Source organism: Mesorhizobium sp. WSM1343 (assembly GCF_055901535.1).
This window is the reverse complement of record NZ_CM148370.1, coordinates 1,547,268-1,572,632: the sequence shown is the minus strand read 5'-3', so window position 1 is coordinate 1,572,632 and position 25,365 is coordinate 1,547,268. Positions and strand designations below refer to the sequence as shown.

The 25,365-nt window shown below is 64.2% G+C and carries 24 protein-coding genes; 7 read left to right on the top strand and 17 right to left on the bottom strand.

Going from position 1 to position 25,365, the window contains the following annotated elements:
• Nucleotides 1-14 precede the first annotated feature (14 nt).
• Nucleotides 15-920: a LysR family transcriptional regulator gene (locus tag AC0NIL_RS07600; protein ID WP_275954297.1), complete on the bottom strand. Its 906-nt coding sequence runs from the start codon at nucleotides 918-920 to the stop codon at nucleotides 15-17.
• A 113-nt stretch (nucleotides 921-1,033) separates the two neighbouring features.
• On the opposite strand from AC0NIL_RS07600, the gene AC0NIL_RS07595 reads away from it, so the two are divergent.
• Nucleotides 1,034-2,152 carry an NAD(P)/FAD-dependent oxidoreductase gene (locus AC0NIL_RS07595; RefSeq protein WP_473572666.1) on the top strand — a complete coding sequence of 373 codons (1,119 nt, stop codon included), beginning with the start codon at nucleotides 1,034-1,036 and terminating at the stop codon, nucleotides 2,150-2,152.
• Nucleotides 2,153-2,327: 175 nt separating this feature from the next.
• Here AC0NIL_RS07595 and AC0NIL_RS07590 read toward each other — a convergent pair whose 3' ends face one another.
• Both AC0NIL_RS07590 and AC0NIL_RS07585 read right to left on the bottom strand, forming a co-directional pair.
• Nucleotides 2,328-2,537 (bottom strand): hypothetical protein, encoded by a 210-nt coding sequence (locus AC0NIL_RS07590; protein WP_473572667.1) that lies wholly within the window; start codon nucleotides 2,535-2,537, stop codon nucleotides 2,328-2,330.
• Nucleotides 2,538-2,566: 29 nt separating this feature from the next.
• Complete coding sequence (locus AC0NIL_RS07585) at nucleotides 2,567-3,199, bottom strand: hypothetical protein (protein ID WP_473572668.1); 633 nt, start codon at nucleotides 3,197-3,199, stop codon at nucleotides 2,567-2,569.
• A 563-nt stretch (nucleotides 3,200-3,762) separates the two neighbouring features.
• Between AC0NIL_RS07585 and AC0NIL_RS07580 the strand changes: the two genes are divergently transcribed.
• Complete coding sequence (locus tag AC0NIL_RS07580) at nucleotides 3,763-5,691, top strand: hypothetical protein (RefSeq protein ID WP_473572669.1); 1,929 nt, start codon at nucleotides 3,763-3,765, stop codon at nucleotides 5,689-5,691.
• Between the two features lie 151 nt (nucleotides 5,692-5,842).
• Here the strand turns inward: AC0NIL_RS07580 and AC0NIL_RS07575 are convergent, their stop codons facing one another.
• The 8 genes from AC0NIL_RS07575 to AC0NIL_RS07540 form a co-directional block, all read right to left on the bottom strand.
• Complete coding sequence (locus tag AC0NIL_RS07575; protein ID WP_164745797.1) at nucleotides 5,843-6,007, bottom strand: hypothetical protein; 165 nt, start codon at nucleotides 6,005-6,007, stop codon at nucleotides 5,843-5,845.
• 940 nt (nucleotides 6,008-6,947) lie between these two features.
• Nucleotides 6,948-7,301, bottom strand: coding sequence for a cupin domain-containing protein (locus AC0NIL_RS07570; protein ID WP_024503728.1), 354 nt, complete (start codon nucleotides 7,299-7,301; stop codon nucleotides 6,948-6,950).
• A gap of 337 nt (nucleotides 7,302-7,638) precedes the next feature.
• Nucleotides 7,639-8,532, bottom strand: coding sequence for a sugar phosphate isomerase/epimerase family protein (locus AC0NIL_RS07565; RefSeq protein WP_275954300.1), 894 nt, complete (start codon nucleotides 8,530-8,532; stop codon nucleotides 7,639-7,641).
• A gap of 64 nt (nucleotides 8,533-8,596) precedes the next feature.
• Nucleotides 8,597-9,535: an ABC transporter substrate-binding protein gene (locus AC0NIL_RS07560; RefSeq protein WP_013529341.1), complete on the bottom strand. Its 939-nt coding sequence runs from the start codon at nucleotides 9,533-9,535 to the stop codon at nucleotides 8,597-8,599.
• A gap of 76 nt (nucleotides 9,536-9,611) precedes the next feature.
• Nucleotides 9,612-10,610: an ABC transporter permease subunit gene (locus AC0NIL_RS07555; protein ID WP_064993089.1), complete on the bottom strand. Its 999-nt coding sequence runs from the start codon at nucleotides 10,608-10,610 to the stop codon at nucleotides 9,612-9,614.
• On the bottom strand, nucleotides 10,607-12,151 hold the full coding sequence (locus AC0NIL_RS07550; RefSeq protein WP_275954301.1) for a sugar ABC transporter ATP-binding protein: 1,545 nt from the start codon (nucleotides 12,149-12,151) through the stop codon (nucleotides 10,607-10,609). Before AC0NIL_RS07550 ends, AC0NIL_RS07555 begins: the two co-directional genes overlap by 4 nt.
• Nucleotides 12,148-13,527: an acetate and sugar kinases/Hsc70/actin family protein gene (locus tag AC0NIL_RS07545; RefSeq protein ID WP_064993090.1), complete on the bottom strand. Its 1,380-nt coding sequence runs from the start codon at nucleotides 13,525-13,527 to the stop codon at nucleotides 12,148-12,150. The genes AC0NIL_RS07550 and AC0NIL_RS07545 overlap by 4 nt, the downstream gene beginning before the upstream one ends.
• Nucleotides 13,524-14,300: a DeoR/GlpR family DNA-binding transcription regulator gene (locus tag AC0NIL_RS07540; RefSeq protein ID WP_013529337.1), complete on the bottom strand. Its 777-nt coding sequence runs from the start codon at nucleotides 14,298-14,300 to the stop codon at nucleotides 13,524-13,526. Before AC0NIL_RS07540 ends, AC0NIL_RS07545 begins: the two co-directional genes overlap by 4 nt.
• 192 nt (nucleotides 14,301-14,492) lie before the next feature.
• Here AC0NIL_RS07540 and AC0NIL_RS07535 point away from each other — a divergent pair, with 192 nt between their 5' ends.
• The 3 genes from AC0NIL_RS07535 to AC0NIL_RS07525 are packed head-to-tail and all read left to right on the top strand — an operon-like array spanning nucleotide 14,493 to nucleotide 17,666.
• A complete protein-coding gene (locus AC0NIL_RS07535; RefSeq protein ID WP_275954302.1) occupies nucleotides 14,493-15,536 on the top strand; it encodes a class II aldolase/adducin family protein in 1,044 nt (347 codons plus the stop codon).
• A gap of 7 nt (nucleotides 15,537-15,543) precedes the next feature.
• Nucleotides 15,544-16,818: an FGGY-family carbohydrate kinase gene (locus AC0NIL_RS07530; RefSeq protein ID WP_473572673.1), complete on the top strand. Its 1,275-nt coding sequence runs from the start codon at nucleotides 15,544-15,546 to the stop codon at nucleotides 16,816-16,818.
• The gene (locus tag AC0NIL_RS07525) at nucleotides 16,815-17,666 is read left to right on the top strand and encodes a TIGR01459 family HAD-type hydrolase (RefSeq protein ID WP_275954303.1); all 852 of its coding nucleotides are present in this window, start codon (nucleotides 16,815-16,817) and stop codon (nucleotides 17,664-17,666) included. The genes AC0NIL_RS07530 and AC0NIL_RS07525 overlap by 4 nt, the downstream gene beginning before the upstream one ends.
• On the opposite strand, the gene AC0NIL_RS07520 is transcribed toward AC0NIL_RS07525, so the two are convergent.
• Complete coding sequence (locus AC0NIL_RS07520) at nucleotides 17,653-18,663, bottom strand: sugar-binding transcriptional regulator (RefSeq protein ID WP_013529333.1); 1,011 nt, start codon at nucleotides 18,661-18,663, stop codon at nucleotides 17,653-17,655. The genes AC0NIL_RS07525 and AC0NIL_RS07520 overlap by 14 nt on opposite strands.
• A gap of 156 nt (nucleotides 18,664-18,819) precedes the next feature.
• Between AC0NIL_RS07520 and AC0NIL_RS07515 the strand changes: the two genes are divergently transcribed.
• Nucleotides 18,820-19,617 carry a hypothetical protein gene (locus tag AC0NIL_RS07515; protein ID WP_275954304.1) on the top strand — a complete coding sequence of 266 codons (798 nt, stop codon included), beginning with the start codon at nucleotides 18,820-18,822 and terminating at the stop codon, nucleotides 19,615-19,617.
• A 14-nt stretch (nucleotides 19,618-19,631) separates the two neighbouring features.
• Here AC0NIL_RS07515 and ptsP read toward each other — a convergent pair whose 3' ends face one another.
• From ptsP to AC0NIL_RS07490, 5 genes are all read right to left on the bottom strand, one after another.
• Entirely contained in the window at nucleotides 19,632-21,611 is a 1,980-nt protein-coding gene (gene ptsP, locus AC0NIL_RS07510) for a phosphoenolpyruvate--protein phosphotransferase (RefSeq protein ID WP_473572670.1), read from the bottom strand.
• Nucleotides 21,612-21,667: 56 nt separating this feature from the next.
• Complete coding sequence (locus tag AC0NIL_RS07505; protein WP_013529330.1) at nucleotides 21,668-22,048, bottom strand: PTS glucitol/sorbitol transporter subunit IIA; 381 nt, start codon at nucleotides 22,046-22,048, stop codon at nucleotides 21,668-21,670.
• Between the two features lie 108 nt (nucleotides 22,049-22,156).
• The gene (gene srlE, locus AC0NIL_RS07500; protein ID WP_024503717.1) at nucleotides 22,157-23,158 is read right to left on the bottom strand and encodes a PTS glucitol/sorbitol transporter subunit IIB; all 1,002 of its coding nucleotides are present in this window, start codon (nucleotides 23,156-23,158) and stop codon (nucleotides 22,157-22,159) included.
• Between the two features lie 16 nt (nucleotides 23,159-23,174).
• Nucleotides 23,175-23,936 (bottom strand): PTS glucitol/sorbitol transporter subunit IIC, encoded by a 762-nt coding sequence (gene srlA / locus AC0NIL_RS07495; RefSeq protein WP_013529328.1) that lies wholly within the window; start codon nucleotides 23,934-23,936, stop codon nucleotides 23,175-23,177.
• Nucleotides 23,937-24,024: 88 nt separating this feature from the next.
• On the bottom strand, nucleotides 24,025-24,462 hold the full coding sequence (locus AC0NIL_RS07490) for a transcriptional regulator GutM (RefSeq protein WP_013529327.1): 438 nt from the start codon (nucleotides 24,460-24,462) through the stop codon (nucleotides 24,025-24,027).
• Between the two features lie 196 nt (nucleotides 24,463-24,658).
• On the opposite strand from AC0NIL_RS07490, the gene AC0NIL_RS07485 reads away from it, so the two are divergent.
• Nucleotides 24,659-25,300, top strand: coding sequence for a hypothetical protein (locus AC0NIL_RS07485; RefSeq protein WP_027162939.1), 642 nt, complete (start codon nucleotides 24,659-24,661; stop codon nucleotides 25,298-25,300).
• Nucleotides 25,301-25,365: the final 65 nt, after the last annotated feature.

Below are 25,365 nucleotides of genomic sequence, written 5' to 3'. Positions count from 1 at the left end.
GATATAAGTTTTGCTTATGCCCTTGGGTCTCGCTGGCTCAAGACAACGGAACAGGCCGCGCGGATTTCATCGCGCATCAGCTCGTCGGCCAACGAAAGGGCTCGTGCGCGCGAAGTAAGCAGCGCGATTGGGAATTCCGGTCCTGCCGAGAGCGGCCTGACGGCAAGCCCGGCAAACTGGTGCCACGGCAGCAGGGCGTCGACGAGCCCGATACCCAGACCGGCCTGGACAAAGCCGACCGCGGAGATGGATATGTCGATCTCGAGCGACGGCGAAAGCGTGACGCCCTGCGCGCGGGCTGCATGGGCCAGTTCGTCGGCGGGACGCGTGTTCCCGCGATAGGATATCAATTCTTCGCCGACGAGATCGGCGAGCGTCACCTCGGTTTTCCCACCCAATGCATGCCCGGCGGGCAGCAAGCATGAGAAGCCGACGCTGCCGATCACTTCCGCCTCGATATCGGGAGGCAGGCGGTCGTCCATGGCCACGCCGACGCTGGCATCACCCGTGCGCAGCATGTCGATGATCGCCGCGATCGGCGCGCTGTGGGAACGCAACAATATATTGGGATGCTGCGCCCGGAATTTCGTGAACGCGCGCGGCAATATCGCCATGGCGGGCGGCGGAGACGCAGCAACCCTCACCAGCCCGGCGCGCCCCAATCGCAGATCCGTGGTCTTGCGGCGCAGCCCGTCGAGCCCTGCCGACAGCCTCTCGGCATCGGGGAAAATCTCCAGGGCCTCCGGAGTCGGGCGTAGCCGACCCTTCACCCGCTCGAACAAGGCGAAACCGAGTTCGTCCTCTGTGTGAAGCAGAATCTGGCTGAGCGCAGGCTGGGAAATGTTCAGCATCCGCGCCGCGGCGGTCACGGTGCCCGCGCGCATGACGGCGATGAATACCTCGAGCTGACGCGCCCGCATTGCCACTCCATAGGTCAAGCTTATGGCTGCTATCCAAACCCATCTTTGACGCAATGCAGCGACGCGGACAAGATCGGCGTTCAAGGATCACCCACCCTGCACAAGGAATGACGATGGACGTGATCGTGCTGGGCGGCGGACTGATGGGGACGGCTTCGGCCTATTTCCTCGCCGGGCGTGGCGTACGCGTGACGCTGATCGAGCGCAATCGGATCGGCACCGGGGCAACCGTCGCCTCCTTCGGCAACATCCGGCGCACCGGACGTCATCTGTCCCAGCTCCCGCTGGCTCACCGCTCGCTCAGGCTGTGGGGCGAGATCGAAAAAATGCTTGGGCGCGACGTGGAATTCCGCGCCACCGGTCATATCCGGCTGATCTTCGATGAAGGCGGTCTCACCGACATGCGGGCCTACGCCGAGGCGGCGCGACCTTGCGGACTTGAACTCCAGGAACTCGGGCCGCGTGAAATCCGTGCACGCTTTCCCGGGCTCGGTCCCGAGGCGATCGCGGCGTCGTTCTCGCCGCAAGATGGCAGCGGCAATCCGCGGCTGATCGCGCCGGCCTTCGCCGAAGCTGCCCGCAAGCTTGGCGCGGCGATCGTCGAGGACGCCAGGGTCGAACGGATCGAGCGGACGGACGCCGGTTTCCTTGTCGCCACTTCAAAGGGCAGGTTCGCCGCCGAGTGCTTGCTCAATACCGCCGGAGCCTGGGGCGCGCGCATCGCCGCGCAGTTCGGCGAAGAGGTTCCGCTCGACGCCCGCGGCCCGCAGATGGGGGTGACCGAGCCGCTGCCGCATCGGATCCTGCCGGTGGTTGGCATCTGGACCCGCGACAAGGACCATGGCGCCTATCTGCGTCAGGTCGAGCGGGGCAACATCGTGTTCGGCGGCGCGGCCGAAAGGGTGGAGGTGGACCTGGAGCCGGGCCATGCGACGGCCGATCCCATGCGCCTTCCGCAGCAACTGCGTGCGGTCGCGCGGCTGCTGCCGGCGATCGCGCGGGTCGCGGTCATCCGCACCTGGTCCGGCTGCGAGGGTTATGTGCGGGACATGCTGCCGGTCATGGGACGCTCGGCGACGACGCCAGGCCTGTTCCACGCCTTCGGCTTCTGCGGGCACGGCTTCCAGCTCGGCCCGGGCGTGGGCGACGCCATGGCCGAACTCATGACGACCGGCCGTTGCGAAACGCCACTCGATGATTTTGGGATAGACCGCTTCAATCTTGGAGCCTGACGAAGCGGGTCGATAACCAGGCCCCTGCTTCTTTTGACGGGGAAGAAGGAAGCTTACATCTATCCGAGTGCCCGCTATCGGACTACTCGTTTCGGACGGCTAACGTCCGCTTTAGGGGCGCGAAGCAGCCATTATCCCGCGCTATGTCCGGTGGAATGTGGCGACTGTGCAGCCACTAGTCCATACCGCTCATCAGCCCATCAAGGATGCGCCTGGCCGGGAGCTCGGGCCAGGCAGAAGTGCGGCGCTGCGGTTCGTTTTGCCGTGAACGCCCGGCCTCGAGTATCCGTCGTGAGACGGCCTCCTGCTGCTGGCGCAGGTGGTCGCTCAGCAGCTTATTGCGCGTGATGTAGCCTGCGTTGACGCCCGGGATCGAGTGGTTCATCAAAAGGTGAACATCCAACTCCGCAACGCCTACGGCCTGCGCGATTGTGCGGAAAGTCTGCCGCAGGTCATTGCCCCATTTCGACAGATCGTCGCGCTTCTCTTTGTGCTCGACCATGTGGCCGCTTCCGCTGTCGGCCGGGAAGAGCCAGTCACGCGATTGATCTGCATAGAGGGCGCGCCGATGCGCATCACTCGAACCAGACAGCGGATCATGGCGTTCGACAGCGGTATGTCGAACGCCTTGATTTCACCGCCCTTGGGTCTGGGTATGTGCAGGACACGCGCGCGAAAATCGACATGCTCTACCCGTGCCTTCCTGATTGCTTCAGGACGATGACCTGATAGCAGCATGAACAGATGGAACTCCCGCCGGACGGGGTTCTTCAAAGCAGCGAGCTGGCTGAACCACCCTTCCAGATCCGACAGGCCAAGCGCGGAGTTGCGCCGGTGTTCGGCATTCCAGTCTATGGCTGATACCGGGTTGTCCGCAGGCAACGAGCGAGCGGCTTTGCGAGCATGGTTGTAAACAGCCCGCAGCGTTCGCATGCACCCATTGGCGATGTAGGCACCGTTTTCCTTGGTCAGTTTCTCGTGCCGTGCCGTTACCAAGGTAGGATCATTGCCAAACTTGGACAGAGGTTCGTCAAGCCAGTCAGCCAACAGCCGCTCTACATTCCTGTCGGGATCACCATGCTTTGCATCAGCTTAGCAAATTGACGTCGTACTTTTCGCGAAACAGTACGACGAATTCTAATCTCGGCGGGAATGCATCACCGAACAAGGAACGATCAGCTTCGCTACGAAGAGCGGGCACTACAATGGCCCTTTCGTCTGGCCGAAGGCTGCCTGCAGGATCATTAGGAGCTGATGGTTGACCGTGGTGCGCTGTGACCTAGCTTAAAGTTCATGATGGACAGTCCTAAGCCCGGAAATGGCGAATTGTCCGCACCGACGAACTCTCGCGAGGTTGCTATGCAGAGGCGCAAACCGGCGTTTCAGAGCCCTGCATGCGTCCTTGGTCGGCCATTGCCTGCTACGGAATATCAACTGCGGCGATCTGTCGGCACGCGACCGGCGCCCCGCCATCCGCAACAATTCGCAAGGACCAGAAGGATCCCGAAGAAAGCGACGCTCCGAGAGCGGTAAGGCCTTGGCATACCAAGGCGAATGACCAGACATCGCTTATGAACTTGGCAATACACCCAGAACGCACGGGCACGGCAATGCCAAATTATCTTGCCGAAATGTATGCAAACGACGTAAATCTGGCCATTCTGAGCGCAGTGGTGACGCTTGCATCGGTGGGCGTCTATCTTGTGCTCCGGCGTATCCTTGCCGCGGTGCGACGGCGCCGCCTTGCAGCGTTTGACGAAGGCAGATCCGGTTTCGCCGACGAGGCTTCTTGGGAATGGGAAAGCCCGGCCGGACTTGTCGCCGGGCCTGCTTCTTCCAAGGCTGCCAACCCCTTGCATGCGGTCGGCCTGGATGTTCGGGCTCAAAATACCAACTACTCTCGGTTCGGAGTGCGAATCGAACATTTCGCCGCGACATCCGAACCCAGCGGGTGCTCGTCAGTGGTCGAGACCGGTGCTCCTGCACCGAACAGAGTGCAGTCTGGCCGGCTTGCAGCATCCATCAGCGCGATCGCGGAACGTGGGAAGCGGATTTGCGGGTCGGCATGGAACCGATTGCGCCATAAGGCTTCACCGCCAAAAATTGCTCCGTTGGCCTATGATGCGGATCGCGGTTTGAATTTCACAGCTCAGTTGAGAGATCCCGACCCGGCCATGGCGCCTGCCTCAAACCCTGTCGTTCGCAGGCCGATCGTTCTTGTATCGCGCTTGGGTCTCGCCGCCATTTGTCTGGCTGCGCCGATTGGCTATGCGATGACGAGACAAATCTGGGTCGAAAGCGCTTCCGCCATCTCGCAAACCCAAGACCAGGCCCATCGAGACCTTTCGCGCCCGTTGGGATTTCAGGCGAGTGCCGAATTGCTTGGCCCGGATCTCACGGCTAACCAGGCGCAAACCGGGACGGATCGTGCTCAGGCTGCCGCTGCAAGACAATTGGCCGACCAGGAGCACCGGGCGGCGGAAGGCGAGCGTGCCAGGAGCGCCGCTCTGCAGGCAGCGCTCCTCGAGGCGAGCAAGCAGATCCACACGCTGAGGGCAAGCATGGCAGCTGCCGATGACGCGCGCGAGGAGCGGTTGCGCAATGAACTCGCGGCAGCCCGCACCCTTGACGCGTTGCGGCGCATTGCGGGAGAGGCCGGCACGATGCTGAGCGAGGGCGCCAGCTATGTCCTTAAGGAGATGCCCGCTGCTCATCTCGAGCAGGAGCAAGCCCAAAGGCAGGCGCGCGATTTATCGCAAGCGCGCGTCCAAATTGAACAGCTTGAGACCGAGGCCGCCAAGGATCGCGCCACGGCCAAGGCTTCACTAGTGCAGGCGAGCGGCATACTCGACGACGAGCGCCGGAAGACGGAGCTGCTTCGTGGCGATCTCGCCGAAGCGAAACTGGCCAATGCCGCACTCATGAAGCGTACGGCTGCGGCTGAGCAGGAACAGACCGACGCGGTCACAGCGAGACAACAAGTGGAGCGGACCGCAGCTGACACGGAGCGAACGCTCGCACGAGAACGCGCTGCAGCAGCAGCGGCCGTTGAGGAGCTGAAAGAAGCTCGCATCGAGCGCCAGGCGGCTGAACTGGAGCGAGCCAAGGCAGTCTCAGCGAAAGAGCGTGCCGAGCAGGCCGCAACCGAGACGGCACAGGCTCTGGCACGGGAACGTACTACAGCCGTCATGAATCGTGAGGATCTCGACAGAGCACGCATCGAGCGCGAAGCCGCCGCCCAAGCTCTTTTGGTGCGTGTCGCTAAGCTTCAGGAGGCTCTGGACGAGCAACGCCAGGCCAGTGTTTCTCTTGCCCGCGACTTGGCTGCGGCGCGCGGGGACAACGACAGGCTCAGGACCGAGCGCCGCAGCGCGCAGATCGAACCGCCCCTGAAGCCGCGTTCTGGCCGCGCGGCAGCCAGCCAGGTGAAGGCCGTCAGCAAGAAGATTGGCAAGGTTCGCAACCCTTCGCGGATGACCCGGGTGCGTTCGATCACACTTCCTTATTCGCTCTTGCCAAGACACGTGACACCGCAGTGATTTCCGACTGCGCGGTCCCTTCCGTGGAAGGCCATTTTTGATGCCCCGCACCCCTTCGTAACACATCCGAGGCCTGCTGCCATTTCGGCCAAAGATGAATGGCCTCTCGAATTCACCCTGCTTCATCAGCGAGAGTGTTCTGCGCGATGCGCTATGTCAGACCGATCACGCTGCCTGTCGCGTCCAATTCGCATTGGATCGCCGCCTGCCGCGTTTCCACGCTGCCTTGCCGCGCATAGTCGATGCTGACCTCGATGGGGGCCGAGATCGTCGCCCGACTCAACTGATGTACGAAGCCCGCGCTGGTGACGCGCACGCTGGTCGCCCCCAACGGAGCGGCGGCCGACTCGATGGCATCATGGCAGGCCCGAACGACTTTATCCGGGACGCCCGGCAGCGCCTCGGTTCGGCTGACTGTTGATTGAGTTTTGCTGTCGCCGGGAGGCTGGAGAGCGGCCGGGAGGTCGAGCGACTGTCCGCCCCTTGCGGACGCAACAGCAGTGGCGGTGGCCGAACCTACAGTCCCCGGGGCTGTCGTAGTGCCGCTTGTGCTGGTCTCGCCGTCGTCCGCCGACGAACTGGAGCCGCCGGGGTCGTCGCCAGTCCCTTTGTGCGAGCCGCCCTCGTTGCCGCCGGCGTCATGACCTCCACCGCCCCCATGGTCACCAGAACCATGGCCGCCGTTGCCATGCCCTCCGCCTTGCTGACCACCGGTTGCAGCTCCTGCGCAAACTGCCGCGATCGAGCAAGCTAAGACGAAATACGCACAGGTGAATCCACGCGATTGACGCACGACGACCTCCATGGATGCGTCGGTCCAACCGTCTTTCCGCGGCGTGCAGTCAGAACGGCGCGAACCGCCGCTGCCCCCGAGGCAACCTCGCGATTGCCGCGCCCCCGAAAGAACTAGGGGATCAATCCGGTGTATCAAGGATACCTGGCCGGTAAGCACCGATGAGAGATCGCTTGGCTGGCGAGTGCCGTATCATTCATGTCGAGGCCGACCGTCTGGATGACGCCACAGACGCCTTCATGACCCAATGACCGGAGTCCGAGGAGTGGCCTGGCCGAGGCCCCGGCGAATGCAGAGATCAGCGAATACGCTTACCGCGCCCAGGTCAGCGCACCTCCTCCGAGCCCATCGGCGACACCCCACGCGATGTCGGTTGGGATGGCCTCCAAAAGGCCCCCGGAGGCACGAAAAAGCGTTCGCTTGAGCACTCGCCGCGATGGCGGGCCAGACGGATCACCCCGCTTCAGCCGACCCGCACGACAAAATGCTTCGTCACCGGCTCGATGATCTTCCAGGTTCCCTTGAAATCCGCTTCCACCACGAAGGCGTCGCCGGGGCCGACCTCGACCGGCGTGCCGCCGTCCGGCGTGATGATGATGCGGCCGGCGATCATGTGCACGAACTCATAGTCGGTATAGGTGGCGTGATAGGTGCCGGGCGTCGCCCGCCAGGTGCCCGACAACACCTTGCCGTCCTCGGTCGTGTGCTGGACGGCGGTTTGCATGGTCGGCCTGCCCTCGACGACGATCCAGCCAGCCAGATCGCCTGCGTCCGCGTGTTCGACGGTGCCGAATTTGAGGATTGTCTCGCGTGTCATGTGCCGAACTCCGTTTGGGGATTGCGTGGCGCTGTTTGCCTGGCCGGTCAGATAACCGATGCACCTGCCGCGAGCAATGCCGCCGCCATACGGCCGGCACCTTGGCTGACGGTGCATCAAACAAAAACCCGCCTGTGCGGCGGGTCACTGGCGCAAATCAGCACCATAGGCAAAAATGTACCATAGCTGAGGTCACCGAGTCAAGAAAAAATTCCTATCGCGAAAAGCTGGCGGCGCAAAAGCTGCCAGCACTGGCTGCCACGAGGCCGTTTGTTGATTTTGAAGTCAGAGCCCTGCATGCGGCGCACGCCGCGTCCTTCGGCCCTTGACAGGCGGGTCAGGGTTTGTGATGCGCCGAAACCAGTTCCGCCTTGCGCCTTGCCGTCTCCAGCCCGAGCCCGATGAAGGCGCGCGCGTGCTTGGCCAGCGCCATGTTGTCCGTCCACAGATTGCGCCAGATGGCGGTCTTCTTCGACAGGTGCTCATCGACGATTTCCGAAGAGAAGGATTCGAAGCTGAGATCGTCGCTGTAGCCGATCGCCGTCAGCGCATCGAAGATCGCGGCGAAATCGATATTGCCGGTGCCGAGGAAGCCGCGATGGCTTTCGCCGATATGGACATAGCCGATCTTGTCCGCGGCTTGACGGATGGCCAGCCCGACATCGGCCTCCTCGATGTTCATGTGGAACGTGTCGAGATGCAGGAAGATGTTGTCCGAGCCGGTGTCCTCGATGAAGGCCAGTCCTTGCGCGGCGGTGTTGAGCAGATTGCTTTCGAAGCGGTTGACGATCTCGAGGTTGAGCGTGACGCCGGCCGCCTTGGCTGTCTCGGCAACCTTGGCCAGCGTGCCGGCACTGCGCTGCCATTGATCGCGCGTCGGCGCCTCGACCTGCAATCCGTGGCTGGTCGAGAGAATGCCGGCGACCTTCCGGCCGCCGAGGTCGCGCGTCAGCGCGATGGTGTCGTTGAGGATTTCGACGCCGCGCGCGGCAATCGCCCTGTCGGCGCTCGAAATATCGCCGTCACCAGGCAATCCGATGCTGATCGCCACGCCGAGGCCAAGATCGGCGATGCGCCTGGCGAGCCCGCCGATGTCGACATTGGCGGGGTCGAGATAGGAGAATTCGATGAGGTCGAAGCCGGCCTCCCTGGTGTTGGCCAGCGTGCGCTCCAGATCGGCCTGAGCCGAGCTCGCCGACCAGACGAAAGAATGGATTCCAATACGCGACATCATCGTCTCCGGTGCTGACAAGGTGCGGCCGGGTCATCCCGGCCGCACCGGCCTTGGGAAGAATTTAGCGGGCTGCGGTCCAGCCCTTGTAGTCCTTCAGGTTCTCGGCCGTGATCAGCTTCGGGTCGAGCAGAACGGTCGGCTCCGCCGGCTTCTTGCCGGCCAGCAGTTCGGCCGCCATCGTCAGTGACTGGCCGGCCATTACATAGGGATCCTGCGAGGCCGAGGCCTTGATCATCGAGGTGCCGGAAGAGAGTTCCTTCTCGATATCGGGCGCGCCGTCGACGGCGGTGAAGATGAACTCCGAACGGTTGAGCTGCTTGGCCGCGAGCTGGGCGCCGATCGCCGTCGGGTCATTGATGGCAAACACCGCATCGATCTTGTCGAAGCGGGTGAGCAGCGACTGGAACACCTTCAGGCCGCCGTCGCGCGAGCCTTCGGCATTCTGGTCGTCGGAGAGGATCTTGATGTCGGGATGCTGCGAAAGCACGTTCTTGCAGCCCTTCACCCGCTCCAGGATCGACGACGATGCCGGTCCATTGAGAATGACGTAGTCGCCCTTGCCGCCGGTGTGGTCGACCAGGTACTGGCAGGCCTCTTCGCCGGCCTTGACGTTGTTGGTCATCACGGTGACGTCGGCGCCCGGAGCCGAAACGTCGAAGGCGGCAACGACGATGCCCGCGGCCTGTGCCTTCTTCACCGCCGGCGCGATCGCCTTGGCGTCGACGGCATTGAGCATGATCACGTCGACACCGGCGGCGATGAACGAATCGACCTGCGAGACCTGCTTGTTGAGGTCATAGTCGGCCGATACCGAGGTCACCTCGACTTTCGGGTTGATCTTCTTGGCCGCGTCCTCGATGCCCTTGATGGTGGCGACGAAGAAGGGATTGCCGAGTAGGCCGACCGAGATACCGACCTTGTTGAGGTCCTTGGCCGAAGCAGGCGCGATGGCGAGCGACGCGAGTGCGACGCCGCAGAGCAGTTTGGCGATGGTTTTCATTGCTTTCCTCCGATTGCCCCGCGCCTCTCACGGTGCGTTACACAAACCGGTCGTTGACGCCGGCGACTAAGGTCAATCACGTTCTTGCTCCTGCCTGGAGCCTGTAGCGGTCGAGGGCGACCGCCACGATGATGACCAATCCCTTGATGATGTACTGCCAGATGTCCGAGACACCGGCCAAGATGAGCCCGTTGGAGAGCACCGCGATGATCAGGCCGCCGATCAGCGTTCCCCAGATCGAGCCGACGCCGCCGACGAAGCTGGTGCCGCCGAGAATGACCGCGGCAATGGCGTCGAGTTCGTAGGACTGGCCCAGCTGCAAGCCGTTGGCGGCGTAGAGCCGGGCCGCCGACATGGCGCCGCCGAGGCCGGCCAGCAGGCCGGAAACGCCATAGACGAAGAGCAGCACCAGCGGCACCTTGATACCGGTCAGCCGCGCCGCTTCGGCATTGCCGCCGACGGCGTAGATCCAGGTGCCGAGCACGGTGCGCTTGAGCACCAGCCAGGACAGCACCACCACCGACAGTGCGATGATGACCAGCCACGGGATGCCGAACAGCGAACCGTTGCCGATGAAATCGAACGGCAGGTCCGAATTGAACACCGTCGTGTCCTGGCCGAGCAGGCGGGCGACACCGCGCACCGCGGTCAGCGAACCCAGCGTGACGATGAAGGGCGGCAGCTTGATGTAGGCGATGAGCAGCCCGTTGATGAGGCCGAAGCCGAGGCCGACCAGAATGGCCGCCGGCACGCCGAGCAAACCCCAGTCCGACACCAGCGATACGATCACCGCCACCATCGCCGATGCGGCGAGGATGGCGCCGACAGACAGGTCGATGCCGCCGGTGAGGATGACGAAGGTCATGCCGGCCGCCAGCACGATGTTGATCGACGACTGCTGGGTGACGATCAACAGGTTGGTCTCGGTCAGGAAGCGCGGGTTCAGGAACTGGAAGCCGGCCGCCAGCAGGATCAGCACCGGCAGCATGCCAAGGGCAGCGAAAGCCGTGCGCAACCGTCGGCTCGTGCCGGTGGCCTGGCCGCCTGCGCTGATCTCGGTCGCCTTGTCGGTCATTGCTGAGCCGCTCCCGTTGCAAGTTCCATGATTTCCTCCTGGCTTAGCGGTTCGCCTTGCGATGCCGTCACCTCGCCCGATATCTTTCCGTCGCGCATCACCAGCACGCGATCGGCGACACCGATCACCTCGGGCAGTTCGCTGGAGATCATCAGGATGGCGATGCCCTGCTTGGCGAGATTGTCGATCAGCCGGTAGATTTCCGATTTCGCTCCGACATCGACGCCGCGGGTCGGCTCGTCGAGGATGACGACCTTCGGCTCGGTCTCGAGCAGGCGGGCGAGCAGCACCTTCTGCTGGTTGCCGCCCGACAGCGAGCCGGCATTGGCCTGCACCGAACTGGTGCGGATGGAGAGATCGGCAACGGCCTTGGAAGCACGCCTTTCGGCGGCCGCGAAGTCGCGCAAGCCGCCGGCGCGCGAATCCCGCGCCAGCACGCCCATGCTGATATTGTCGGAGATCGACATGTCGAGGAACAGGCCGAGTTCCTTGCGGTCCTCGGTCAGATAGGCGATGCCGGCATCGAGCGCCTCGCGCGGCGAGCCGATGGTTACAGGTTTGCCGTCGAGTTCCAGCGTGCCTGAAATGTGCCTGTCGGCGCCGAAGATCAGCCGCGCCAGCTCTGTGCGGCCGGAACCGACCAGACCCGCCAGCGCCAGCACCTCGCCCTTGTGCAGGTCGAACGAACAGTTTTTCAGGAGACGGCCGTCGGACATGGCGCGCACCGAGAGCGCCACCGCGCGCTTTTCGTCCGGCGGCCGATGATCCTTCTTGTAGAAAGCCGACAAATCGCGGCCGACCATCATCGAGACGAGGCGCGAGGCACTGAGGTCGGCACGCTCGAGCGTGCCGACATAACCGCTGTCGCGCAGCACGCTGACGCGGTCGGCAAGCTGGTAGACCTCTTCCATGCGGTGGCTGATGTAGATGATGGCGATGCCTTGCGATTTCAGCGTCGCGATGACCTCGAACAGCCGGTCGGTCTCGCGCGAGGTCAGCGACGTGGTCGGCTCGTCCATGACGATGATGCGCGCATTGGTCGATAGCGCGCGGGCGATCTCGACCAGCTGGCGCTCGCCGAGCGACAGGCTGGAGACCATGTCGCGGGCCGAAAAGGAAACGCCGAGCCGCTTGATGATCTCGCTGGCGCGCCGGGTGCACTGGTCGCGATCGACGATGCCGAAGCGTCGCGGCTCGTTGCCGAGGAAGATGTTCTGCGCCACCGTCAGATTGGGCGCCAGCGACAGCTCCTGATAGATCACCGCGACGCCGCTGGCGCGCGCCTTGATCGGATCGCCGGTCGCAGCCGGCATGCCGTCGATCAGGATCTCGCCGCCGGCATCCGGCCGATAGGCGCCTGAAAGCACTTTCATCAATGTCGACTTGCCGGCGCCGTTCTCGCCCATCAAGGCGTGCAGCTCCCCGGCATGGGCGCTGAGCGAGACATCGTGCAAGGCACGGATCGCGCCGAACGTCTTGGAGATGTGCCGCATCTCCAGCACCGGCTGGCGCGCCGTCTCGGCCTGGGCAATCGCACTCATCGCGCACCTCCCACTGCCGCACCGGCGACGCCCTGGTCCATCGTGGCGTCACGCCAGTTGCTGCGATAGCCTGCCAACCCGGTGAAACGCGACGCGTGCACCGGCTCTGGAACTTCGGCGGCGAATTCGCGCCCGACGCTCTCGAAGGCGAGCGCCGCTGCACCCGTGGCGCTGCCCTCCAGCGTGGCGCCCTGCAGGAAAGCCTGGCCGGGACGCAACTGCGCCAGCAGTCCGGCCAACACACCGCCTGTGTTCAGCCCGCCATCGACGATCACCGTGTTGTTCGAATGGATGAGGTCGAGCGACAGATCGACCATCAGCGCGACGTAGAGCAGCGCCGCCGCCGCGCGTTCCTCGGCATCGGGCGTGCGCCCCACCAGCCGGCCGGACTGACTGGGCATCGGCCCACCTGGCGCGAAGCTCGGCAGCGCCATGATGCCGGCATCGATCACCCGCTGCACCACCGGACGGGCGATCTCGCCTTGCCAGCCGCCGCTGATGGTTGCGAATTCGCGCCCGCCCATGAAGCGAATGGTCGGCACCGGGCCGCCATCGACATCGACGTTGACCAGCATGTCGCGATCCCGGTCGAGCGTGTCGAGCGGGCAGTCCGGATTGAGCACGACGACCCAGGTGCCGGTCGAAACGACGGTGACCGGGCCAAGCTCCTGCCGGCGATAGGCATAGAGCGCCGCATTCGAATCATGGACGCCGTTGTGGATGGCGATCGGTCGCGCCGCAGCGCCGAGGCGGTGCTCGCCGATAACGGTGCCGGCGCGCTCGAAGCCAGGCATCCGGTCACGCCAGCCCTGCGCGTCGACCAGCGAGGAAAAGTCCTGGCTCCGCGGCGCCCACAGATGCGAATGGCAGCCGAGATAGGACACTTCCGAGACCGCCCGCCCGCCAAGGCGCCAGCTCCAGTATTGCGGATAGCCGAGGATCGATTTCGACGTAGCGAACGCGTCGGGATCGACCTCCTGCAGCCACAGCATGTGGCGGCCGTAGTTGAAGCCGAGCGGCAGCCGCGGCGAAAAGGTCTCCGAAAAGTCCGGAATGCGGCGATCGATCCGCGCGGCAATCTCGGCCGGCGGCTCTTGCTCGTAGTCGAGGATCGGATGCGTCAGCGCCGCTTCGTCGACCAAGGCAAAGGTGCAGCCATGGCCCGACACCATGACCCCTTCCACTCCATGACCGTCGACCGTATCGGCAACGGCGCTGAGCGCCCAATGGTGGAGCGCCGCCTCGTCGAGCACGCTGAAGCCGCCTTGGCGCATCCATTTCGGCTGTGTCCGGCGCTCGTCGATGATCCGCCCGTCCTGGCCGAAGACGAACAGCTTCGAATTGGTCTTGCCGAAATCGAGGACAGCCACCTTCACTGGATGGCTCCCGAGGCTATCCGCACCATGACGCCGGCGTCTTCCAGCATGCGCGCATCGGCGTCGGAGAGACCGTCGTCGGTGACCAGCGTGCCGATGCGGGAAAGCGGCAGCGCGACATTGCGCGCGTGGATCGACAGTTTGCGGCTGTCGGCCAGCACCACGATCTGGTCGGCGCAAAGGCTGAGATCGACGATCGAGCGTACCAGCAGCGGGTGCGATTCCATCACGCCTTCCTGGCCAAGGCCTTGCGCGCCGAGAAAGAATTTGGAGGCATAGAAGGGCACGGCCTGGCTGAGCGAATGGATGATGCCGGGTTCGCGATGCAGATCACCGCCCGCAACCGTCAGGCTGCAATGGCCGTGGTCGCTGAGATAGGCCGCCAGCGGCATCGAGTTGGTGTAGAGGCGGATGTTGCGCTCGGCCAGCTTGACGCCCAGATGGAAGCAGGTCGAGCCGCCATGCACGATGACGGCGTCGCCGTCGCGCACCATGGTCGCCGCGAGAGCGGCGATCTGCCGCTTGGCCTCGACCGCAAGGTCGCGGTTCTCGTCGTAAGGCCTGGCGTAGGCAACACCGGCCTGGGAAGCGCCGTCGAGCGCCGAGATGCCGCCATAGACCTTCCGCGCTTCGCCGGCCTCGTCGATCCTGTCGATATCGCGCCTGACCGTCGCGGCTGAAACGCCAAGCCGCTCCTGCAACTCGCGCACCGAAGCGAACGGACGATCCCGCAACAGTTCGACGATCTGACGCTGACGGCCGGAGTCGCTCAATTCTTTCCTCCCGGATGCCATTTTCCATGGCAATTGGCGTAACTTACTCAACATTAGTCGGATTGCAAGCGTGTTTGATGACAGTAGATCACTATTGACGTAGATCACTCGTTTCTGCGATATCAGCGCCAATTCGATCCCGGCAACGGGATTTCGCGCAGGACACGGCCGAGCCGTTGGAGGAAAAGCGCCATGGCGACCCAAGCTGACGCGCAGGAACTGGCGGCCTTGCGGGCGCTTTCGGCCAGCATCGGGCGGAGCCCGCATCTCACCCAGGCGGCAGGCGGCAACACCTCGCTGAAAGCCGGCGACACGCTGTGGATCAAGGCCTCCGGCACCTGGCTGAAAGACGCGCTCGTCGATGACATCATGGTGCCGGTGGCGATGGCGCCGCTGCTGAAAGCCGTCGAACAGCGCGATCGCGCCGCCGACCAGCCGCAGGGTTTCACCATTGCAGCGCTCAACCCGCGCGGCCTGCGGCCATCGATTGAGACCACGGTGCACGCTTTGATGCCGCAGCGCGTCGTTCTGCATGTCCATTGCGTCGACACCATCTCGCTTGCCGTGCAGGCCGATGGCGAGGCCGAGGTCGCCAAGCGGCTCGATGGCATCGAATGGGCCTATGTGCCCTATTTCCGGCCCGGCCTGCCGCTTGCACGCGGCATTGCCGAAAAACTGCGGCCTGGTGTCGACGTGCTGATCCTTGGCAATCACGGGCTGGTCGTCGCTGCCGAAACCGTCGCCGGGGCGGAGCTTCTGCTGCGCCGTATCAGGTCATTGCTGGCCCGGCCGGCGCGCGCGACCGCCGCACCCGACCTCGACGCCTTGGCCGCGCTCGCCGGCGACAGCGGCTACAGATTGCCGGCCGATGTCGAAGCGCATGCGGTTGCGCTCGACCCTGAGAGCCGCCGCATGGCGCAGGCCGGCAGCCTCTATCCGGACCACGTCATTTTCCTCGGCCAGGGCTCCGTCGTGGCGAAGTCAGGCGAGGCCGTGGCCGATGTCGTTGCACGACTGGGCACGTCGCCTGCGGCGATCCTGTTTCCCGGCGCAGGCGTGCTGATGCGCGGCGACGCCAGTGCCGGCGCCGATGCCATGCAACGCTGCCTCGCCGACGTGACGGCGCGTGTCGACATCGCCGCGCGGCTGAACTATCTCACCGCCTCCGAGAATGACGAGCTGGTCAACTGGGACGCCGAGCAATATCGCCAGAAGCTCAACGCGGGTGGCGGCTAGCATGGACATGATGCCACTTGTCATCGGCATCGACATTGGCACATCAGGTGCGCGCGCCGTCGCCATGCGCCCTGATTTTTCCATAGCCGGGCATTCGGCCGTTCCACTCGACAGGTTTGGCGGCGATGGCCGAGCCCCCACGGCGTGGTGGCAAGCGGTCAAGGCGGCGCTGACGGAGCTGCTTTCCGGCATCGACCGCACGGCGGTCCGCGCCATCGCCGTCGACGGCACCTCCGGCACGCTGCTGCCGGTCGACGCCGCCGGGCTGCCGCTGGCCGAACCGCTGATGTACAACGACAAGGTCGATGACGACGGCCTCCTGGCCGCGATCGCCCGCACCGCGCCGGCTGCAAGTGCAGCGCACGGAGCGACATCCGGCCTCGCCAAGGCCCTGCGCTTCCAGCATCTACCGGGCATTGCGGCAGTGCTGCATCAGGCCGACTGGATTGCCGGAAACTTCTCCGGCCGCTTCGACGTCAGCGACGAGAACAATGCCCTGAAGACAGGTTATGATGTCGAGGCCCGCCGCTGGCCGGAATGGATCGCGGCGACCGGAATGCGCATGGAGTTGCTGCCGCGCGTGGTCGTGCCGGGCGAGGTCACGGGCGCCCTCACCGCGGAAGCCGGGGAACTGTTCGGCTTGCCGCGCGATGTGGCCGTCGTCGCCGGCACCACGGATGGCTGCGCCTCGTTCCTGGCGACCGGTGCTGCCGCGATCGGCGACGGGGTCACTGCGCTGGGATCCTCGCTGACCATCAAGATCCTGTCCGACCGGCCGATTTCGGCGCCGCGCTTCGGCATCTACAGCCATCGGCTCGGCAACGCCTGGCTGGCGGGCGGTGCCTCGAACTCAGGCGGCAAGGTGCTGGCCCAGCACTTTCCGCTCGCCCGTATCATTGAACTCAGCGCGACAATCGACCCGGAGACGGGCACCGGCCTCGATTACTATCCGCTTCCCGCCACGGGCGAACGGTTTCCGATCGCCGATCCGGCGCTGCCGCCTCGCCTTGCGCCGCGGCCGGCGGACGACGCCGATTATCTGAAAGCGATGTTCGAAGGCATCGCCGCGATCGAAGCGCTCGGCTATGACAGGCTTGCCGAACTCGGCGCGCCCACGCTGATATCGGTCAGGAGCGTCGGAGGCGGGGCAGCGAACCCGGCCTGGACGGCAATCCGGCGTCGCAGGCTCGGCGTCGATTTCCTGCCCGCGCTTTCCGACGAGGCCGCCGCCGGCACGGCGCGGCTGGCGCTGATGGGTGCAAGCCGGGCAGGACTCCTATGAGCGCGAAAACGATCGAACGTCTCGACGGCCTCGGGCCGCTGGCGGAGCGCTATAATGTGTTCCTGCTCGACCAGTTCGGCGTGCTGCACGACGGCACGCGGCCCTATCCAGGCGCGGTGGCAGCGCTATCGGCGCTGAAACGCGCCGGCAAGACCGTGGTGCTGGTTTCGAACTCCGGCAGGCGGGCTCAACCCAATGAAAGCCGGCTCATGAAACTCGGCTTCGAACCGGGAAGCTGGGATCATTTCGTTTCTTCCGGCGAGGTGGCGTGGCGATCCTTTGGGGAGATGGCGGCGTCGGGAAAGCTGCGCCCGGGGACAAAATGCCTGCTGATCAGCCGCGACAATGACCGCTCCGCGATCGAAGGCCTGCCATTTGCGCTGACCGGGTCCGGCGATGAGGCCGAGCTGGTGCTGATCGCGGCCAGCGAGGGTGACCGCTTTGACTTTGACCATTATCGCAGGCTGTTCGCGCCGGCGGCGGAGCGGCGGGTGCCGTGTTTCTGCACCAATCCCGACATCATCATGCTGACGGCCGTTGGCCCTCGTTTCGGCGCCGGCCGGTTGGCCGATCTCTACGAAAGCCTGGGCGGCAGCGTTACCCGCATCGGCAAGCCCGACACCGCGATTTTCGACGCCGCGCTGGCGCTGGCCGGCGAGCCGGACCGTGGCACCGTGGTCTGCGTCGGCGACAGCGTCGAACACGACATATCGGGGGGAAACAGCACCGGCATCGCCACCGCGCTGGTGCTGAGCGGAATACTGGCGGACACACCGGATCTCGCCGCTGTTTTCGACGAACAGCAGGCTTGGCCGGACTACATCATGGACAGCTTCAGCTTCCGCTGACCGCTTCCAGCATGCGCCGCGCGCTCTCCTCGTCGGTGATCAGGATGGTTGGGGCGATGAGGGTCATGGCGCCGAGCAGCGCTTCGGTCTTCTCCTCGCCACCGGAGGTGAGGATGCGGATCGGCGCCTTGCGCAGACGGTCGACATCCACCGACATCACGTGGCTGTTGACGGGATGGTCGACCAGATCGCCGTTGCGGTCGAAGAAATGGAACAGGAGGTCACCCACGGCGCCACGCGCAAGCAGGGCCTCCCGATCCGCCTCCTTGAGGAAGCCACCACGAGAGAAGGTGGTGGCCGAGGCGATCCCGCCGACGCTCAGCAGAACGGCATCGAGCACGTCGGCCATTTCGAAAATCTCCTGCAGGCCGCAGCGCTCGATCAGGGCGATCTTGGTCTCGACGCTGTCGACCACGGCTGGTGTCGGCATCAGATAGCCGTCGCCCTGGAATATCTGAGCGAAGCGCCAGGCGAACTCGGCTGGGTTGACCCGGCGCACGACGCCGACACCGCCAAGCAGCGAAATCACCTTGAAGTCGGTGAGCGACTTGGCGCTGATGAAAGGCAGGCTCGAGAACAGCGTCTGCCCCCAGCCGACGCCGACCCGCATGCCGGACTTCATCGTGTCCGACAGGAAGCTGCCGGTCTTGGCGCTGATCGCTGGTATCGGATCGGCATCGGCTGCCGAAAGCGGCGCCACCAGCGCCTGCTGCAGCCCGAACGTCTTCTCCAATGCGCGCTCAAGCCGCACGATTTCCGACAATTCGCTCTCGATGGTGATCTTCACTTCGTTGCGCGCCCGGGCATCCGCCAGCATGCGCACGATGGTGACGCGACCGACGCCGAGCACGTCGGCGATCTCGTTCTGCGTCATCTGTTCGACGAAATACATCCAGGCGGCGCGAATCCTGAGGCGATCCGTCCGGCTTTCGCTGGCGACCTGCTCGGTTGCCTCGCCTCGACCGTCTTCGCTTTCGCCCTGTCGTCGTCTGCCCAAGTCTGTCTCTCCCCCTGCGGCGACGGACGAGGGCGCCGCCGCCGATTCTGCATGCTGGTCTAGTATCGCCTATTGATCTACCTATCGATAGGAACAATGTAGAGAGTGGCGGCTGCCCCGGTCGGCTATCCGCAGCAAATTTCAAGGCGATCCGCGATGCTCCGACAAATCTCCGAAGATGTCCGCGTCAATCTGAAGGACCGGCTGCGGGAAGTCCGCGAAATCATCCGCCAGAGCCGCCATGACGGCAGCGGCCATGCCAGCATCCTGCGCGAAGCAACCAGCCATCTGCCGCCGTTTCCAGGCAAGGGCATCGAAGGCCTGCTCAGCCATGCCGCGAGTGCCGTCGACGAAGCACTGTCGATCGCCGAAGCTTTCGTCCCGCATGAGCGCCCGATCAAGGTGGACGGCACCACGGTGAAGGGCCTCGGCACCTATTTCCCGGTCGGCAACGAGGATCGCCAACTGGACGCCGAGCGCCTGTTCCGGCGCGATATGTATTATCTGACCAAAGCGGTGCTTGCCGGCCTGAACATCGACAATGCCCGCATCCACGAAGCCGATTTCGCGGCCGTCCATGCCACGATGCGCAAGCGGCATGGCGATCTCCTGGCCGCATTGGCCGCGCCGGGTGCCGGACTGCAGGCAATCGCGGCCACCTGCTCGGCGCTGCTGGTCGAGTGCCTCAATCAGCGTCCCGTTCGCTTTGCCGAGACCGTGCCGGGAACGCCGGCGGGCGGCCGGGCGCTCGACATAAGCTGCCTGGCGCCGCTCGCTTTGGCCTGCGGCCTGGCGACCACCGGCAGCGACGGCGCGCCGGAGCCGGACATGCTGGAGATCGCGATCCTGGCGGCGGATATTCGCCACGATCGCATCGTTCAGGCTTGCGCCAAGGCAAACCCGATCAGTGAATTGACACCGGTCTTCGCCACCTTGCTTGCCCATCTGCCGTAGTCAGCCGGCCTGGGCTAGCCTTCGGCGGCCATGGCCATAATCGCTTTCTTGGCGCGCTGGATCGAAGCCGGGCTCATCGAGAGTTCGGTCAGCCCCATCTTCACGAAAGTCGCAATCAGATCCGGACGGCCGGCTGCCTCACCGCACATGCCGACCATGATACCGGCGGCGACGCCGGCTTTTGCCGTCATTTCGATCGCCGACATGACGGCCGGATTGGTGACGTCATTGAGCTTGGCGACGGTCGGATTGAGCCGGTCGGCGGCCATGATGTACTGGGTCAGATCGTTGGTACCGATCGAGAAGAAAGCGACCTCCTTGGCCAGCGCCGGGGCAATCAGCACGGCGGCCGGGGTTTCGATCATGACGCCGAGACCGAATGATGCGTGCGGCACGCCTTCGGCTTTCAGCTCGGCCGTGCATTCGTCAACCAGCACGCGCGTCTGCCTGACCTCCGAGATGTCGGACACCATCGGCAGCATCACCTTGATGTTGCCGTGCACGGCTGCGCGCAGCAGCGCCCGCAGTTGGCGCTTGAAGATGTCGGGCCGGTCGAGACACATGCGGATGCCGCGCCAGCCGAGGAAGGGGTTCTCCTCGTCGGGAAATTCGATGCCGGCAATCGGCTTGTCACCGCCGATGTCGAGCGTGCGCACAATGACCGGATAAGGCGCAAAAGCCTTGGCCAGCGCCGCATAGGTCTCGGCCTGCATGTCTTCCGAGGGCAGATGCATATGGCGCATGAACAAAAGCTCGGTGCGGAACAGGCCGATGCCCATGGCACCAGCCTCTTGCGCCGCTTCGATTTCCTCGAGTGAGCCGATATTGGCCGCCACCTCGATGATCCTGCCGTCCGCGAGCTTCGGCGTCACCGTCTTGAAGACGGTCAGCCCGGCGCGCTCCTTTGCCGCCGCTTCGACGCGGCCGGCGAAATCGGCACGGGTCGCCTCGTCGGGGTCGATGATCACATGGCCGGCATTGCCGTCGAGCGCGACGTCTCGCGCGGTACGCAAGGCATTGACCTGGTCGCCGAGGCCGAGCACGGCCGGAATGCCGTGCGAGCGCGCGATGATGGCGATGTGCGAGGTGGCGCCGCCATGGCCGCACACCACGCCGCCGATACGCTTCAGCGGCGCGCGTGCCAGATCCCAGGCGCCGATGTCGTCGGCGATCAGGATAGCGCCTTCGGGGATGTTTTCGAGGCTGAGATCGTCTTGGCCCAGCAACACCAGGCAAATCTGCCGCCCAACGGCGTGGACATCATCTGCCCGCGCGTTGAGATAGTGATCGTCGACGGCGCTGAATTCGGCGGCAATGGTGGAGGCGGCGGTGATGACGGCGGAAACCGCGTCGTTGCCGCCCTTGATCAGGCCCTCGGCCTCACCAGTCAGGCTGTCGTCGGCGGCGATATCGCGCAGCGCGGCGACGATGCCGCGGTCTCCAGCCGACAGGCTGTCCTGCGCCAACGCATGATCCATGCGGGCCTGGACCGCGCCGACAGCCGTGCGGAACCGGTCGATCTCGCCTTCTATCTCCTCGGCCCGCAACATCCGGCCCTGTCCAGCGATATCGGGTGGGAAATGCGCAAAGGCCGGGCCGATGGCGAAACCTTCGCTGGCGGCCACGCCACGCAAGCGGTTTGCCCCGCCAGGTGCCGCCAGCAGGGATCCCGGCGCGGGTGCCGCTTCCTGCCCGGCATCGTTGGCTGGGCTCTGTGCTTCCGCTTCATCATCGAGGCCGGCCCGCGGATTCTCGAGATAGCCGATCAGCGCCTCGAGCGCCTCGATGGCATCGGCGCCATTCGCCCGCACCGTGACTTCCTGGTTCTCCTTGACCGCCAGCAGCATCAGCTTGACCGAACTCTTGGCGCTGACCGCCTTGCCGTCCTTGATCAGTTCGACGTCGGATTCGAAGCCCTTGGCGAGCTTCACGAACCGCGTCGCGGGACGGGCGTGCAAGCCTTCATGCACTCTGACGATGGTCGAGCGTTCCATGGCAAATACTCTGGTTTTGGGCGCCGCTCCCAACATAGGCCGCGGCGCGAATGCTGTCAGGCGGCGATGGTGATGATCGCGCCGGTCTTCAGGGCGGCCACGAGCGCTTGCGGGTCGACTTGCGACGCACAGATCTCGCCCGGCCTCTCGGCCTCGGTAGCGCCGTTGAACGAAATGACGACATGACCCATTTCCAGCACCTTGCTCCACGCGCTGGAGCCGACCGCTGTGATCACAGCGGCAACCGGGCCGAGGGTGATCGAAGCGCCCTTGGCGGGCGCTCCGTCACTGGGTCCCTGCTCCGCCTTGTGGAGCACCGAAACCTCGGCAAGCTCCGGCGGCGAGCCATCCGCAAACAGGATGACCACGCCCCCTTCGGCAAGGTCCGCCACTTCGGGGCCGATGGCAGTGACCCGTGTTCTCAAAAGAACCGTCATATGGCGAACCTCATTTTTTCAACTTTCCCTAGAGCGGTGAACCGCTCTATCTCTTTGTTTTGACGCAATTTCCAAGGGAAAGCATTGAGCGCTTTTCCCGGAATTGCCTTAGAACACGATCAGGCTGACGACCCAGGCGATCAGCACCGAGACCGGACCCATGATCTGGCGGCTGATGAGCACCGCCGGAACGCCGATTTCGATCGTCTTAGGCTTGGCCTCGCCGAGCGCCAGGCCGACGGGGACGAAGTCGCAGCCCACCTGGGTATTGTAGGCAAACAGCGCCGGCAGTGCCATTGCCGGCGAAATCGTGCCGTTGGCGATCTGCGGGCCGATGATGGCAACGCCGATGACCTGCGCGATGACAGCGCCTGGCCCGAGGATGGGCGACAGGAACGGCAGGCCGCAGATCGCCGAGATGATCAGCAGGCCGACGATGTTGTTGGCCAACGGACCCATCGGCTGCGCCAGCACATCGCCGATCCCGGTATACAGGATCAGACCGATGAGCATGGTCACGAAGGCCATGAACGGCAGCACGTTGCGGATGACCTGGTCGATGGTGCGGCGGCCGGCATTGAAGAAGATGCCGACGATACGTCCCATGACGCGGCCGATCGTGCTGATGAGGCCGATCAGCCCACCTTCGCTCGGCAGCGGCTGTGGTGCCGCGGTCGCATTGTTGCTTGAACTCATCGCTGCTGCTCCCCCTGCAGTCGTGATCGTTTCGGATCCGTCCGCCATTGTGATGTTGGCCGGCTTCACGCCCGAAACGTAGATGTCCTCGGTGATGAACTGGGCCAGCGGCCCGGATTGACCGACCGGCGTCAGATTGACGGTCGGGATACGTTTGCGCGGATAGACGCCGCATCGTGCGGTGCCGCCGCAATCGACGACGACAACCGCCATCTCGCTTTCGATCGGCGGTGCCCTGAAGCCGTCGACGGCCTCGGCGCCGGTCATGTCGGCGATGAGCTGCGCCACCGGGTGAATGCCACCACCGGTGACGGAAACCACCTTGCTGCGCTGTTCGGTCGGCTCGATGATGAGCGGGCCACCCCAGCCGGTTTTGCCCTGGGAGATCTTTACGGCTTTATATGTCTTGGCCATGATGTCCTCCCCGCCCTTACAGCTCGACGCCCTGGCGGCGTGCCATGATCGCGGTGATGCGTTCGGTCAGCATGCCCTTGAGCAGGATGACGACGAGGCCGACGATGGCGTACCAGATCGCCACCTTGACGTGGTAGCCGGCGACGACGACGCCCTTCTTTTCCAGCTCCAGCAGCGCGACGAGAATGCCGCCCCAGACGAAATACTCGCCGGGATTGATGTGCGGGAACAGGCCGAGCGGCGGGTGCACATAGGACACGGCCGCGTCATAGAAGGCTGGCTTGTGCTTTTCTTCCAGGAACGATCCGAACGTATAGGCCATCGGATTGGTGAGGAAGAACACCGCCAGCAGCGGCAAAAGCGTGTAGCGCGTCAGCGCGATCCGGCCGGCGCCGCGCGCCAGGCCATGCACGCGCTCTTCACCGACCAGTTCGGTGACGGCATAGAAGGCCGTCATCAGCACCACCAGCGTCGGAATGATGCCGGTGACGAAGCCGGCGAAGACCTCGCCGCCCTTCTGGAAGATGCCGATGAAATACTTGCCGATGGCGGTCAGCCAGCCGAGCTGCTCTTCCTGCTGGACGTCCTTCAGCTTTTCCTTGAACTGATCGACGGTAATCGGTCCGCTGTCCGCTTGTGCGAGGACAACGAGATGGTCGGAGGCATGCTCGACAGCGAGCTTGCCATGCAATGCGGCATCCGAAACCATGGCACCTGCGACATGCAGATTGTGCACGGCCATGTCGGCATGCTGCGCCAACAACGAAAATACAGACATTTCTCCTCCTTATGCCACCCGCCGGTTGATCCCAGTCGGTGCGCGGCGTCCTCTATCCCTTTGATTTAGAGCCCGAAATCATCCGGCTCTAAGCCCTTGCTACGTTCAAACCGGACAGGCCCGGCTTCTTCCCCGGCTCCGACCGTGTCTTGTCGATCTGCTCGATCGCCCGTTTCACGGCCTCGGCCACACCGGGTTCCCCCTCCCCCATGATTGCAGGGTTGGACCGGAGTCGATCGAGGGGAACACCCTCGAATTCTTCATGTCTCTTGAACTTGGTGAAGACGGAACGGCCGCTCATCACCATCAGGCGGCGCACGACCAAATCGGGCGTCACCACCACGAGCGCGATGGTGCCCTTGGCCAACCGGCCGCGAAAATTGCCGGCTCCGACGAAGCCGTCCTTGTACTGGTCGGTGACGCCCCTGAAGACATCCGAATAGTGCCGCATCTGCAGCCAGACGCCGAGCGACTGCAGCGCCCACACGATAACCAGCAGAAGCAGTCCCCACTGCCAAATCGCCATTCGGTTCTCCTCCCGAAGCCTCAGTTGAATCGCACCTTGGACTGGCGCGTGACAACAGCAAAGTGAGAACATTTGTTTCCGAGAATGTCAATATGTATGATATTGGCCTCTGAAGCGGTCCTCCACAGGGCCGCTGACAGATTTCGGCGGCGGCGCGCTTGTGCTAGGCTGACCGGGAAACAGGATACGAGGAAACATGGACCTGCCCTTCAGGGACGAACTGGCCTTGATGCCCGATCTTCGCCATCGGCTGCGGCAGTTGCGCTGGTTCCGCGCCACCTTTCGCGGCAGCGCCAAGGTGGTCTCGGACACGTTCGGCGTGCGCTTCGAGATCGACGAGGCCAAGCTCACCAGGGCCTTTCTCGACTGGGTCGAGATCATGGAGGCGCAGAAGCGCTTCGCCGCGATCGACCGCGCCGACTTCATCGTCTTTGCCGCCGGCCTCGTGCTGCGTGAGCTGATAAAACAGGCGCCGGCCAGGGAAATCTCCGGCCTCACGCAGCTGATCGAGACGGAAACGAACGCCGGCACGCTGGAAATCGTCCGCTTCTGGCCGGAGGGTTTCCTCTACACCAACTACTGCGTCTCGGTGATTTCGGCGATCCACGAGCAGGAATTCGGCACGGCACCCGGCATCGACAAATGCGCCGACGATTTGCGCACCTGGTGGTCCTATCGCGAGAATGTGACCGAGATGCCGGCCTATGCGGTGGCTTTCCTCGACCGCTTTCTCGGCGCCGAACCGAACTGGATCACCCCGGATCGCGCGCAGTCCCGGCAAGCCATGCAGCGGGCGCTCGGGTCTTCCCGTGCGAGCGATGCGTTGCGCCAGCTTTGAGCCCGCTCTTCGCGTCCCCAAAACCGCACGTGCTATTGAACATTTGACTTTTTGCCGATAGCGAT